This window comes from Amycolatopsis sp. NPDC114478, from assembly GCF_055633805.1.
Genome location: NZ_JBVKDO010000003.1, coordinates 193,876 through 205,953 on the forward strand (window position 1 = coordinate 193,876; position 12,078 = coordinate 205,953).

The following is a 12,078-nucleotide window of genomic DNA, read 5'->3' on the forward strand; positions in this document are numbered from 1 at the left end:
ACCAGAGGTAAGTTACTGGTCAGTCACCCTTCTGGACGCTTGTCCGAGGACAACGGTGGGTATTTATCTGGGTGCTCGATGTCCACGTCGGCGAATCACCGCTGAGCGGGACACGATCCCTGGAGGCACCACGATGAGCCCACGAACGCTCACCGGTTGGCGCAAGTCGAGCCACAGCCACTTCGAGGAGAACGCCTGCGTCGAAATCGGCGCAGGTCCCGGCATTGTCGGGGTGCGGGACACCAAACAGCCGGTGCCCCGCCCGGTCCTCGTCTACTCCGCGACCGCGTTCACCGCGTTCCTCGACCACCTCACCGCCGGACGGTGAGGCCCACTCGCTGGAACTCCTTGAGGTCCGAGTAGCCCGTCTTCGCCATCGCCCGGCGAAGCGCCCCGAAGAGGTTCACGACGCCTTCCGCGTCGGACGACGGCCCGAACAGCAGGGTCTTGAGGTCGACGGCGTAGTCCGGCCCGGCCGCCACGCGCGAGCGCGGCAGCGACGGGTGCGCGGCCGCCGCCGTCCAGTACAGGCCCTGCCCGGGCGCGTCCGACGCGGCGGCCAGCGGGGAGCCGAGCATCACGGCGTCCGCGCCGCACGCGATGGCCTTCGCGATGTCGCCCGACACCGTCATGCCGCCGTCGGCGAGCACGTGCACGTACCGGCCGCCGGTCTCGTCGAGGTAGTCGCGGCGGGCGGCCGCGGCGTCGATGATCGCCGTCGCCATCGGGACGCCGATCCCGAGCACGCGGTCGGTGCTGGTGACGCCGGGCGTGTAGCCGTGGCCGACGATGACGCCGGCGGCGCCGGTGCGCATGAGGTGCATCGCCGTGCGGTAGTCGCTGACGCCGCCGGCGATCACCGGGACGTCGAGGCGGCCGATGAACTCCTTGAGGTTCAGCGGCTCGGCGTCGCGCTGGACGTGCTCGGCGGAGATGATCGTGCCCTGCACGACGAGGATCTCGACGCCGGCCGCGATCAGGTCCGGGGTCAGCTCGGCGGCGTGCTGCGGGCTGACGCGCGCGGCCACCGTGACGCCGGACTCGCGGACCGTCTTGATGGCTTCGGTCAGCAGGTCGAGCCGGATCGGCGCGGCGTGCAGCTCCTGCAGCACGCGGCCGACCGCGGTCGGGTCCTCGAGGTCCTCGGCCGCGCGGACCAGCTGGAAGATGGCGTCCTCGACGTTCGCGTGCCGCGCCCAGAGGCCTTCGGCGTTGAGCACGCCCAAGCCGCCCAGCTCGCCGACGGCGACCGCGGTGCCGGGCGAGACGATCGCGTCCGTCGGGTGCGTGACGAGCGGCAGGTCGAAGCGGTAGGCGTCGATCTGCCAGGAGGTGGACACCACCGAAGACGACCGGGTCCGCCGCGACGGCACGATCTCGACGTCGTCGAGGTCATACGCCCGCCGCGCGGTGCGGCCCATCCCGATCTCGACCAGGTCCCGCACGTGAAGCCTCCTCCGACGACGACAATCTGCCGTGCCCCATTGTCGCTAGTCCGCGTGGGTGACCTGCGCACGGGGGTCGGACCAGCGGCGGTCAGACCCGCACGAAGACGGCGACCGGCGCCAGCAGCGCGCCCAGCGCCAGGGCCAGCCACGTCGCCACCGGCGGGTAGACGTTCAGCCGAACCGCGCCGAAGTACACCGCGCCCAGCGCGAGCAGCGCCGCGCAGATCAGCAGCACCGGCCGCACCACGCCGGGCCGCAGGTCGATCACGGCGCCGCCGGCGAGCAGGTAGGCGATGCTGCCGTCCGCCGTCGAGACGTCGAGCGCGACCGGCTGCCCGGCGGGCAGGTCGAGGCCGGGGCCCACGGCGGTGATCCGGTAGAGCCGATGCCCGGCGTCGACCGCGATCGTGTGGCTGACGGCGTCCTCGTCCCCGCCGACCGGGAGCGCGCCCCGCTCGTGGGACACGACGTGCCCTTCGGCGCGGTAGGTGGGCGCGTCGCGGCCGGCCAGCACCTGGCACATGAGGCAGACGACGCCGCCGAGGAACAGCGAGACGAGCGCGACGGCCGTGAAGAACACCTTGCGCAGCACGCGGGTGAAGCCGCCGACCGTCATGCCCTCCAGTGCACACTACGACGGGCACGCAAGGCGATAGACCGATTACCGTAAGCACGCTAGGTCACGAGAACTCAGAAAGAGACCTTCTCCACGGAGTCCGAACGCAGTACCGACTCCTGCTGGAACTGCTTTTCGTAGTCGGCGCGCAGCCCTTCGATCTCCCGCTCGGCGTCCCGGTCGGCGAACGGGTAGAGCAGGACGATCACGTGGGTGTGCTCCCGCACGATCACACCGGACGCGCCGCGCCACTGGCCGCTGCCGTCGAGGCGGGTGAAGCCGTCCGGGAAGGCCGCGGTGATCTCCCGGTCGGAGAAGGCGGCGAACTCCTTGTCGGTGACCTCGGTCCCGTCCGGTTTGCCGGTGCCGAAGTACAGCTCGGTGCGCTTCCACAGCTCACCCGGCGACTGCGTTTCGGCCTGCGGAGTGGCTGAACCCGCCGACGCGGCCACGCCACCACCGGCGCCGAGCAGGGCAGCCGTCACCACGGCCACGATCATCCGTCGACGAGTCCCGGTCATGGGCCGAGTTTCCCGGCCCATGACCGACAGCGGAACGTGCGAAAGGGCGGACTACCGGGTCGTGTAGTTGGGAGCCTCGACGGTCATCGTGATGTCGTGCGGGTGGCTCTCCTTGAGGCCGGCCGCGGTGATCCGGACCAGCTGGGCCTCCTGCAGCTCCGCGATCGTGTTCGCGCCCGCGTAGCCCATGCCCGAGCGCAGGCCGCCGACGAGCTGGTGCACGACGTTGGCCAGCGGCCCGCGGAACGGGATCCGGCCCTCGATGCCCTCGGGGACCAGCTTGTCCTCGCTCAGCACGTCGTCCTGGGCGTAGCGGTCCTTCGAGTACGACTTCGCCTGGCCCCGCGACTGCATCGCGCCGAGCGAGCCCATGCCGCGGTACACCTTGAACTGCTTGCCGTTGACCAGGATCAGGTCACCGGGCGACTCGGCGGTGCCGGCCAGCAGGCTGCCCAGCATCACCGTGGACGCGCCGGACGCGATCGCCTTCGCGATGTCACCCGAGTACTGGATGCCGCCGTCGCCGATCACCGGGACGCCGGCCGGGCGGCACGCCTGGTCGGCCTCGAAGATCGCGGAGATCTGCGGGACGCCGACGCCCGCGACGATCCGGGTGGTGCAGATCGAACCCGGGCCGACCCCGACCTTGACGCCGTCCGCGCCCGCGTCGACCAGCGCCTGCGCGCCGGCCCGCGTCGCGACGTTGCCGCCGACGATGTCGACCGAGTCGCCGAGCTCCTTCTTCAGCAGCGAGACCGTGTCGACGACCGCTCGGGAGTGCCCGTGCGCGGTGTCGACCATCAGGACGTCGACGCCCGCGTCGGCCAGCGCCATCGCGCGCTTGTGGCCGTCCGGGCCGACGCCGACCGCGGCACCGACGATGAGCCGGCCGTCCGGGTCCTTCGTCGCCTTCGGGTACTGCTCGGTCTTCACGAAGTCCTTGACCGTGATCAGCCCGCGCAGCTTGCCCGCGCCGTCGACGATCGGCAGCTTCTCGATCTTGTGCCGGCGCAGCAGGCCCAGCGCGGCGTCCGCGGACACGCCGACCTGCGCGGTGACCAGCGGCGCCTTCGTCATGACCTCGGAGACCGGCCGGCTGTGGTCGACCTCGAACCGCATGTCGCGGTTGGTGATGATGCCCACCAGCGCGCCGGACGCGTCGGTGACCGGCACGCCGGAGATGCGGAACTTCGCGCACAGGGCGTCGACCTCGGCCAGCGTGGCGTCGGGAGCGCAGGTGACCGGGTCGGTGACCATGCCGGCCTCGGACCGCTTGACCACCTCGACCGCGGCGGCCTGCTCGTCGATCGGCAGGTTGCGCTGGAGTACGCCGATGCCGCCCTGGCGGGCCATGGCGATCGCCATCCGCGCCTCGGTGACCGTGTCCATGGCCGCCGAAACCAGCGGGATGCCGAGTGTGATGTTCCGGGTCAGCCGGGTGCTCGTGTCGACGGCGCTGGGGACCACGTCCGATTCCGCCGGCAGCAGCAGCACGTCGTCGAAAGTCAGGCCGAGCATGGCGAACTTGGCCGGAACGGGGGCGGTGATGCCGTCGCTGGTCATAGCGGGTGAAGGGCCTTCCTGGCGCGGGGTGAGCGGGGTCGCTGTGGCGACTCGGAGCCTTCCCCTCATGATATCCGGCTCGCGCCCCCGCCCCGGGTGGTGGGCGAGCCGCCGGGGCCGCCCGGTACCGTGCAGGCCGTGGCGCACGATGTCCTGCCTCCAGACCCGTTCGCGGACGACCCGGACGACCCGGCCCGCGCATTCGGAGACCCCGAGGACCTGCTGGACGAGCCGATCAGCGATTCCGAACGCACCGAGCTACTGGCCGACCTCTCCGATCTGGCCGTCTACCAGGCTCTCCTCGAGCCCCGCGGGGTCCGCGGGATCGTCGTGGACTGCGGTGAGTGCGACGAACCGCACTACCACGACTGGCACCTGCTGCGGGCCAGCCTGGAGCAGCTGCTGGCCGACGGGCGGATGCGCCCGCACGAGCCGGCCTACGACCCGAACCCCGGCGACTACGTGAGCTGGGACTACTGCCGGGGCTTCGCCGACGGCGTGACGGCCAACGAAAGCGCCTACTGATCTCCACGGAAAAAGGCCCTGGTGAGTTTCCTCACCAGGGCCTTTTCGTTCGCGGGGACTAGCTGCCGGGGGCGCTCTGCCCGCCGACGGAAGACTCGCTGCGCCCGGTGTTGGTGCCGGGGTCGTTGCCGCTCGCGGCCGTGCTGGTCGGCGGCGGCGCGTCGGTGGTCGGCGGCGCCGGGGTGGTGGTCGGCGGCGGGGGCGTCGGGGTCGGCGTCCCGGTGCCCGGCAGGCTGGTGGTGCCGCTGCCGCTGCCCGGGATCGACGTCGCCGAGCCGGCCGGCGGCACCGGCGTCGAGGAGACGCCGGGCGGCACCACGGTCGGCGTCGTCTTGGTCGGGCCTTGGACCGGCGCTTCCGGGTTGGTCAGCTGCGCGGCGAGCTGCCGGTGCTGCTCCATGAGCTGGTCGCGGTTGTCCTCGTCGCTGACCTGCGACAGCGCGGCCTGGGCGGCGTCGAGGGCTTGGCGCGCGGCGGCGAGGTTGCCGCCGGCGATGGCCAGGTTCGCCTTCTCGAGGTCGAGCTTCGCGTTCGCGGCGGCCTCGACCGAGCGGGTGTGATCGGAGTACAGGACCTTCGCGAGGCCCCAGAGGGTGTCGCCCGGTTGCGCGGAGCGCGCGGCCAGCCCGGTACCGGTGAACGCGATCGCCAGCACGGCGGCGGCGACGGCGACCGGGACGAGCAGCCTGCGGCGGCGTCCGCTCGAGGCGTGCTGTTTCGCGAGACTCGCGGTGGTGACGGTCCGCACGGCGGTGTCGACGTCGACCAGCTCGGCCAGTGGCTCGCTGTCGATGTCTCTTCGCCAAGCCACCAGCAACGCGTTGAGCTCCTGGTCGCCCAGACCGTCGGCCAGCGCCGGGTCGGACCCACCGAGGGCGTCGAGCAGCGCGTCATCGGCTTGGACGGCCGACAGGTCGGCGGCGAACTCCGCCTCCGACCCCGACAACCCACTGCCGAAGACGTCGTCCGGCTCGTAACCCTTTTCGTGACCGGTCACTCAGATCACCTCCTCCGCGGCCAGGACCTTTCTCAGCCGCGCGAGGGCGCGGTGCTGGGCGACGCGGACGGCGCCGGGCGTGGAGCCGACCGCGTCCGCGGTCTCCTCCGCCGACAGACCGACGACCACGCGCAACACCACGATCTCCCGCTGCTTGTCCGGCAGCACCTGCAACAACTGGGACATCCGCTCGTTCAGCTCACCTTGCAGCGCCCGCTGCTCGGGGCCCACCCCGCCTTCGATCTCGTCGGGGATCTCGGCCACCGGTTCGGCCCGGTTGCGCGCCGCCGCGCGGTGCGCGTCGGCCACCTTGTGCTGGGCGATCCCGTAGACGAACGCCAGGAACGGGCGGCCTTGGTCGCGGTACGAGGGCAATGCCGTTAGCACCGCGAGACACACCTCCTGCGCAACGTCGTCCGCCGAAGCGAACGATCGCTCCTGCCTGCCAACCCGAGCGCGGCAATACCGCACTACCAGTGGACGGATAGCAGCCAGCAGCCGCTCCACTGCCTGGGGATCTCCCTCGACAGCAGCGGCGACCGGTTCATCCAGTCCATCCCCCACATTGGCCATCGCAGACAACAGTCCCAGTGTTACGTGTAGGTGGGCAAAGAACCCGGCCCGTGGTCGCCTCCACCGCGCACCGGAGACCGCTACCGTACCTGCGGCCCCCGGCGGGGCGGCGCGCGCGGTGCTCCCGGGCGTGCCGCGGCCCCGTGAGGCGCCGAAATACGGATTTTCGTGCAGACCCGCGGTCGACTTCGCCGATTCAACGAGCGAGCGGCGTCACGGGTACGTGATCCGTCGGAGGGACGGGTGCCGGGACGGGGTTCCGCCCCGGGGGCTGCCCGAGCGGGCGCCGGAGTGTGATGGGGACCACACAGGTACGGGCCAGGGCGGTGTGCCCTGGCCCGTCGTCACCTGTAAACCGGCCGTGTCAGGAACGGGGAGAGCGACGGGTCAGCTGACCAGGCCGCGGCGGAAGCCGTGGGCCACGGCCTGCGCGCGGTCGCGCACGCCGAGCTTGCGGAACAGCCGCCGGGCGTGGGTCTTCACCGTGTCCTCGGACAGGTAGAGCTCGCGGCCGATCTGGCCGTTGCTCTTGCCCTGGCTCATCCCGCGGAGCACCTGAAGCTCGCGCTCGGTCAGCTGAACGCCCGGGTCGGACGGCTGACGGGGCGCGGGCACCGAGGTGCTCGCCAGGGTGTGGGCCAGTGCGGCGACCAGCTCCGGCCGGGACGCGTCCCAGCGGAGGTAGCCGCGGGCACCGCCGGCGATCGCGGCGGCGATGCTGCCCGCGTCGTCCGGGGCGCCGAAGACGATGACGTTCGCCTGGGGGTTCGCGGAGACGAGCCGCCGGGTGGCTTCGACACCTGTCGGAACCGCGCGTTGCGTTCCGACCAGCACGACGTCGACGGGCTGACGGGAGTACCGGGCCAGCAGCTCGTCACCGTGCGCTACGCAGTCGATGCGACTGACCCCAGGGACCGCGGACATCACTCGGGTGAGCCCTTCACGGACACTGCGTCGGTCGTCGCAGATCAAGACCGTCGTCACGGGGTTTCCTTCCTGCAGCCGGGTGACATTCCACTTCCCCTATCGGACGCTTTAGCCCGAACCTTGACACGATCCGGTGGCTTTTTTTGAAGTTTCTTAGCCCGGATGCCGGAACACCCCATTCCGACGGCTCAACCACCCGGGGCGGGGACCCATGGCGATTCCCCCGCGATCCTCCTCCCGCAAGGATCTGCGCTTCGTAACACTGCGTGCAACACCTCTGCCATTCTGAATCGATACTCCTCGGCGTGTCCTGGGCGCAGATCGGCCATGACGAGCGCCGCCGGCCACAAAAGTGAAAGCAGTTCGCATTCCTCGGCGGTCGCCATTGCGTTTCCGACAAGCCCGTCCGAAATCTTCCGGTGATCGGGACGCCCGGCGGCCCCCAGTGCGACGGCCAGCACAATCCCGGATTTCACGGCGTGCCGTCGCGCACCCCGCCCGACGGCGGTTTCGAAAGCCCGCTCGGCGGGCGCCACGGCGGCGGCGCCCTGACCAGCGGCGAGCTCGATCTCGGCGCCGACCCAGCCCCCGCGGACGCAGGCCCGCCACCCGGCGTGCTGGTCCTCGGCCCGCTGGGCGAGCCTCCGGGCGGCCGCGATCCGGCCCAGGGCGAGGTTGTCGGCGGCCAGCCCGAGCAGGGCGTCCGCCCGCGCGCCGGCGGCGTCGAGGCCATCGGGGTCGGGACTCGCTCGGAGGCCGGCGGCTTTGGCGAAGGCCTCGCCGTCGAGGGCCCGGGCTTGGCGGTGGCCGCCCAGCTGCCGCCGGTGGGCCCCGAGGGTGCTGGCGGCCAGGGAGGCGTGGACGGGGTCGTTCTCGCGCCGGAGGGGGTCGAGGAGGGCCGCGGCGGCCGCGTACCGGCCCTGGGCGCCGAGCACGATGGCGGCGAGCAGCCGTTCCCGAGGGGTGCCGGGCCCGCGCGTGACGGCGGGATCGGGCCGCGGATCGCCCCCGAACGCGGCGGCCCTCAGGGCGGGTTCGTGCACCCGTCCTTTCTAGCGGGTCCCACCGACAGAAACATGATCGAAGTGACGGATCACCCGCGCCCGCCGACCAGGACGTGCTCGATGCGGTCCGCCGCTCCCGGGAGGTCCGTCAGCAGCTCCACCTTGTCCGGCAGCCCCGCCGGGTCCCACCCGGGGCCGCACGCGAACAGCCGGCTGCGCTGCCTCCCCCGGGACACCCGCGCGAACAGCCGCGTGTCCGCGACCCCGCGCCGGTGGGCCCACAGCACCACCGCGGCCGGGGCGCTCCGGCGCACCGCCACCGCCAGGACCTCCGCCGGCAGCGGGACCCCGAACAGCTGCGCCCCGATGCGGCGGCCGGCCAGGGACGCCGCCAGCGCGTACATCGGCATCGTGTCGCGTTCCTCCGGGACGCAGCCCAGCAGCACCGGACGCGTGTTGCGCGGCTCGTCGAGCACCGGCGTCGCGCGGACCAGCGCCGCGAACACGCACTCCGCCAGCAGGTACTCGACCTCCGCCCCCGCGCTCGCGCCGCGCCAGCGGGCGCCCAGGGCCGACAGCACCGGCTCGATCACGCCCGTCCACGCCGGGAGGACGCCCAGCTCGGCGATCGTGTCCGCGAGCATGCGCTGGACCGCGCCGACGTCCATCGCCAGCGCCGCCGTGCTCAGGCGGCGGGCGAGGCGGGAGCGGACCTCGAGGCCGTCGTCGGCCTCCGACGCGTCGGCGGGCTCCGAAGGCTCCTCCGGCTGCGGCGGCCCCGAGCGCGGCATCTGCTCGAGGGCGTAGCGCGCCGCCTCGGCCGTCGACGCGCCGCTCAGCAGCGCGCGCTGCATCAGTTCGAGCCGGCCGATGTCGGAGGTGCCGTAGCGGCGGTGGCGGCCGTCGGTGTGCCTGCTCGGGCCGAGCCCGTAGCGGCGGTCCCAGGTTCGGAGGGTGGACGGGGCGACCCCGAGCCGGCGGGCGACCGAGGCCACCGGCAGGGTGGGTTCTTCGGTGCCCGACCCAGCTCCCACGAGCCTCAATATCCAGGCAGACCGCGGCGTCGGCAACCGGAGGCGAAACCCCTGCTCACACATCCGGGGGATGCCTAACGGCTGAATCGAACCGAATCGCTTGAACAACTATTGGCGCGCTTCTAACGTTACCGCCGTTGCACCGAATGGAGTATCGGCACCACAGCAGAGCAGCTAGCGGCATCGACCGATTGACGGAGGCGGTCAGGATGGCAGACACGCGCAGGCTCCCAGGACCCAACGCCGACATGTGGGACTGGCAGCTCGAAGGGTCGTGCCGGGGGATGGACAGCGCGTCCTTCTTTCACCCGGACGGCGAGCGCGGCCCGGCGCGGGCACGGCGGGAGGCCAGGGCGAAGGCGGTCTGCCTGAGCTGCCCCGTCCTCGAGATGTGCCGCAGCCACGCGCTGGCGGTGCACGAGCCCTACGGCATCTGGGGCGGGCTCTCGGAGTCGGAACGCGAGCACCTCATCAAGTCCGACAAACGCGCGCTCAGCATGTCCGGCGGCTGAGCGCCCCACAGACCTCGGAGGGCGGCACCGGGTGGGGTGCCGCCCTCCGTGCTTTCCGGACACGAGAGCGGGGCGGCACTCCCGAAGGAGTACCGCCCCGCTCTCGTCGGAAATCAGTGCGAGTGGCCGTGGCCCGCCGCGGCGGGCTCCTCGTCGGCCGGCTTCTCGACCACGGACGACTCCGTGGTCAGCACCAGCCGGGCGATGGAGGCGGCGTTCGCCACCGCGGACCGGGTCACCTTGACCGGGTCGACGATGCCGGCGGCCAGCAGGTCGGTGAGCTCGCCGGTGGCGGCGTTGAAGCCCTGCCCCCAGCTCTGCTCGCGCACCTTGTTGACGATGACGGCGCCCTCGTGGCCCGCGTTGGTCGCGATCCAGAACAGCGGGGCCGACAGCGCGTCCTTCACGATGCGCACGCCGGTGGCCTCGTCGCCTTCCAGGCCCAGGCCGCCCTCGAGCTCCTTGACCGCGTGCACCAGCGCCGAACCGCCGCCGGGCAGGATGCCCTCCTCGACGGCCGCCTTGGTCGAAGCCACGGCGTCCTCGATGCGGTGCTTGCGCTCGTTCAGCTCGGTCTCGGTGGCCGCGCCGACCTTGATGACCGCGACGCCGCCGCCGAGCTTCGCGAGCCGCTCCTGCAGCTTCTCGCGGTCCCAGTCGGAGTCGGTCGTCTCGATCTCCTTGCGGATCTGCGCGACCCGCCCGGCGATGGCGTCCTTGGAGCCGGCGCCGTCGACGATCGTGGTGTCGTCCTTGGTGACGACGATCCGGCGGGCCTTGCCCAGCGCGCCGAGGTCGACGTCGGACAGCTTGCGGCCGATCTCCGCGGAGATGACCTCGCCGCCCGTGACGACCGCGAGGTCGTCCAGGAACGCCTTGCGGCGGTCGCCGAAGAACGGCGCCTTGACCGCGACGGCGGTGATCGTCTTGCGCAGCGAGTTCACCACGAGGGTGGACAGCGCCTCGCCGTCGACGTCCTCGGCGATGATGAGCAGCGGCTTCTTGGCCTCGACGACCTTCTCCAGCACCGGGAGCAGGTCGGCCAGCGCCGAGATCTTCTCGCGGTGCAGCAGGACGTAGGCGTCCTCGAGGATCGCCTTCTGCTCCTCCGGGTTGGTCGCGAAGTGCGCCGAGAGGAAGCCCTTGTCGAACTGGACGCCCTCGGTGATCACCAGCTCGGTCGCCAGGGTCGACGACTCCTCGATGGTGATGACGCCGTCCTCGCCGACCTTCTCGACGGCTTCGCCGAGCAGGGCGCCGATGTTGGCGTCGCGCGAGGTCACGGTGCCGACCTGGGCGATGCTCTCGCGGCCCTTGACCGGGGTGGCCTTGCTCTTGAGGACCTCGATGACCTTCTCCGCGGCGGCCTCGATGCCGCGGCCGATCGAGGTCGGGTTGGCGCCGGCCGCGACGTTGCGCAGGCCGACCTTGACCAGCGACTGCGCGAGCACGGTCGCGGTCGTGGTGCCGTCACCGGCGACGTCGTTGGTCTTGGTGGCGACGCTCTTGGCGAGCTGCGCGCCGAGGTTCTCGAACGGGTCGTCGAGCTCGATCTCCCGGGCGACGGTCACGCCGTCGAGGGTGATGGTCGGGCCGCCGAACTTCTTGTCGAGCACGACGTGGCGACCGCGCGGGCCGAGGGTGACCTTGACGGCGTCGGCGAGCTTGTTCACCCCGCGCTCCAGCGCGCGACGAGCGTCCTCGTCGAAACTGATCTGCTTGGGCATAGCGTGTTCCGCTTACCTTTCGAAGTTTCCGGACGCAAGAACGCCCCGTCCCCCGGCGTTGTGCGGGGCCCGGGGCGTCATGCGCTGCGAGCGGACGTCAGTTGATGACGGCCAGCACGTCGCGGGCGGACAGGATGAGGTAGTCCTCACCGTTGTACTTGACCTCGGTGCCGCCGTACTTCGAGTAGATGACGACGTCGCCGACGTTCACGTCCAGCGGGACGCGGTTGCCCTTGTCGTCGATCCGGCCCGGGCCCACGGCCAGAACCTTGCCCTCCTGGGGCTTCTCCTTGGCGGTGTCGGGGATGACGAGGCCGGAAGCGGTCGTCTCCTCGGCCTCGCTCGTCTGGACAACGATCTTGTCCTCGAGCGGCTTGATGTTCACGCTCACCGGGTTGACCTCCACGGTCGTCGAAAGCGTTGGCAGGATGTGGTTACGGCTCTACCACCCCCGCCGTCGCGGGTGCCGGGGCTGTCGGGCCGTGCGATTAGCACTCTAGCCACGTGAGTGCCAGTCGTGCAAGGAGGGTGGCCCCCGACGTGTGAATCGCCCCCGAAAACGCGCTGACCGGCGACGACACACCAGCACACCGGCCGACGTCGCGACGAAGGGGCCGCAAAGGCCCTACAC

The 12,078-nt window shown here is 71.5% G+C and carries 14 protein-coding genes; 3 read left to right on the forward strand and 11 right to left on the reverse strand.

Translation table 11 applies throughout. The features are described from left to right. Positions 1-133: 133 nt before the first annotated feature. Positions 134-328, forward strand: a complete 195-nt coding sequence (locus tag ACZ7OH_RS09735) for a DUF397 domain-containing protein (protein WP_470280479.1) — start codon at positions 134-136, stop codon at positions 326-328. On the opposite strand, the gene ACZ7OH_RS09740 is transcribed toward ACZ7OH_RS09735, so the two are convergent. The 4 genes from ACZ7OH_RS09740 to guaB form a co-directional block, all read right to left on the reverse strand. Next, positions 312-1,445 (reverse strand): GuaB3 family IMP dehydrogenase-related protein, encoded by a 1,134-nt coding sequence (locus ACZ7OH_RS09740; protein WP_013222686.1) that lies wholly within the window; start codon positions 1,443-1,445, stop codon positions 312-314. The genes ACZ7OH_RS09735 and ACZ7OH_RS09740 overlap by 17 nt on opposite strands. A gap of 91 nt (positions 1,446-1,536) precedes the next feature. Further along, the gene (locus ACZ7OH_RS09745) at positions 1,537-2,064 is read right to left on the reverse strand and encodes a hypothetical protein (RefSeq protein ID WP_470280480.1); all 528 of its coding nucleotides are present in this window, start codon (positions 2,062-2,064) and stop codon (positions 1,537-1,539) included. A 74-nt stretch (positions 2,065-2,138) separates the two neighbouring features. Next, a complete protein-coding gene (locus tag ACZ7OH_RS09750; RefSeq protein WP_470280481.1) occupies positions 2,139-2,585 on the reverse strand; it encodes a DUF3574 domain-containing protein in 447 nt (148 codons plus the stop codon). Positions 2,586-2,636: 51 nt separating this feature from the next. Then, complete coding sequence (guaB, locus tag ACZ7OH_RS09755) at positions 2,637-4,148, reverse strand: IMP dehydrogenase (RefSeq protein ID WP_470280482.1); 1,512 nt, start codon at positions 4,146-4,148, stop codon at positions 2,637-2,639. A gap of 129 nt (positions 4,149-4,277) precedes the next feature. Here guaB and ACZ7OH_RS09760 point away from each other — a divergent pair, with 129 nt between their 5' ends. Next, complete coding sequence (locus ACZ7OH_RS09760; RefSeq protein ID WP_470280864.1) at positions 4,278-4,673, forward strand: DUF5319 domain-containing protein; 396 nt, start codon at positions 4,278-4,280, stop codon at positions 4,671-4,673. Between the two features lie 58 nt (positions 4,674-4,731). Here ACZ7OH_RS09760 and ACZ7OH_RS09765 read toward each other — a convergent pair whose 3' ends face one another. From ACZ7OH_RS09765 to ACZ7OH_RS09785, 5 genes are all read right to left on the reverse strand, one after another. Next, on the reverse strand, positions 4,732-5,670 hold the full coding sequence (locus tag ACZ7OH_RS09765) for an anti-sigma-D factor RsdA (RefSeq protein ID WP_470280483.1): 939 nt from the start codon (positions 5,668-5,670) through the stop codon (positions 4,732-4,734). Next, a complete protein-coding gene (locus tag ACZ7OH_RS09770; RefSeq protein WP_072474704.1) occupies positions 5,671-6,243 on the reverse strand; it encodes a sigma-70 family RNA polymerase sigma factor in 573 nt (190 codons plus the stop codon). Positions 6,244-6,630: 387 nt separating this feature from the next. Next, a complete protein-coding gene (locus ACZ7OH_RS09775; RefSeq protein ID WP_003073605.1) occupies positions 6,631-7,227 on the reverse strand; it encodes a response regulator transcription factor in 597 nt (198 codons plus the stop codon). Between the two features lie 131 nt (positions 7,228-7,358). Beyond that, positions 7,359-8,213, reverse strand: a complete 855-nt coding sequence (locus ACZ7OH_RS09780) for a hypothetical protein (protein WP_470280484.1) — start codon at positions 8,211-8,213, stop codon at positions 7,359-7,361. 50 nt (positions 8,214-8,263) lie between these two features. Then, entirely contained in the window at positions 8,264-9,169 is a 906-nt protein-coding gene (locus ACZ7OH_RS09785) for a MerR family transcriptional regulator (RefSeq protein ID WP_470280865.1), read from the reverse strand. A 248-nt stretch (positions 9,170-9,417) separates the two neighbouring features. Between ACZ7OH_RS09785 and ACZ7OH_RS09790 the strand changes: the two genes are divergently transcribed. Next, positions 9,418-9,720 carry a WhiB family transcriptional regulator gene (locus ACZ7OH_RS09790; protein WP_043792619.1) on the forward strand — a complete coding sequence of 101 codons (303 nt, stop codon included), beginning with the start codon at positions 9,418-9,420 and terminating at the stop codon, positions 9,718-9,720. 113 nt (positions 9,721-9,833) lie between these two features. On the opposite strand, the gene groL is transcribed toward ACZ7OH_RS09790, so the two are convergent. Beyond that, on the reverse strand, positions 9,834-11,447 hold the full coding sequence (gene groL / locus ACZ7OH_RS09795; RefSeq protein WP_470280485.1) for a chaperonin GroEL: 1,614 nt from the start codon (positions 11,445-11,447) through the stop codon (positions 9,834-9,836). A 97-nt stretch (positions 11,448-11,544) separates the two neighbouring features. After that, positions 11,545-11,838, reverse strand: a complete 294-nt coding sequence (gene groES / locus ACZ7OH_RS09800) for a co-chaperone GroES (RefSeq protein ID WP_004559922.1) — start codon at positions 11,836-11,838, stop codon at positions 11,545-11,547. Positions 11,839-12,078: the final 240 nt, after the last annotated feature.

Bases quoted from the DNA above. Each gene is read 5' to 3' on its own strand.
- groL (WP_470280485.1), bottom strand. From the start codon at position 11,447: ATGCCCAAGCAGATCAGTTTCGACGAGGACGCTCGTCGCGCGCTGGAG.
- ACZ7OH_RS09750 (WP_470280481.1), bottom strand. From the start codon at position 2,585: ATGACCGGGACTCGTCGACGGATGATCGTGGCCGTGGTGACGGCTGCC.
- ACZ7OH_RS09790 (WP_043792619.1), top strand. From the start codon at position 9,418: ATGGCAGACACGCGCAGGCTCCCAGGACCCAACGCCGACATGTGGGAC.
- guaB (WP_470280482.1), bottom strand. From the start codon at position 4,148: ATGACCAGCGACGGCATCACCGCCCCCGTTCCGGCCAAGTTCGCCATG.
- ACZ7OH_RS09735 (WP_470280479.1), top strand. From the start codon at position 134: ATGAGCCCACGAACGCTCACCGGTTGGCGCAAGTCGAGCCACAGCCAC.
- ACZ7OH_RS09770 (WP_072474704.1), bottom strand. From the start codon at position 6,243: ATGGCCAATGTGGGGGATGGACTGGATGAACCGGTCGCCGCTGCTGTC.
- ACZ7OH_RS09745 (WP_470280480.1), bottom strand. From the start codon at position 2,064: ATGACGGTCGGCGGCTTCACCCGCGTGCTGCGCAAGGTGTTCTTCACG.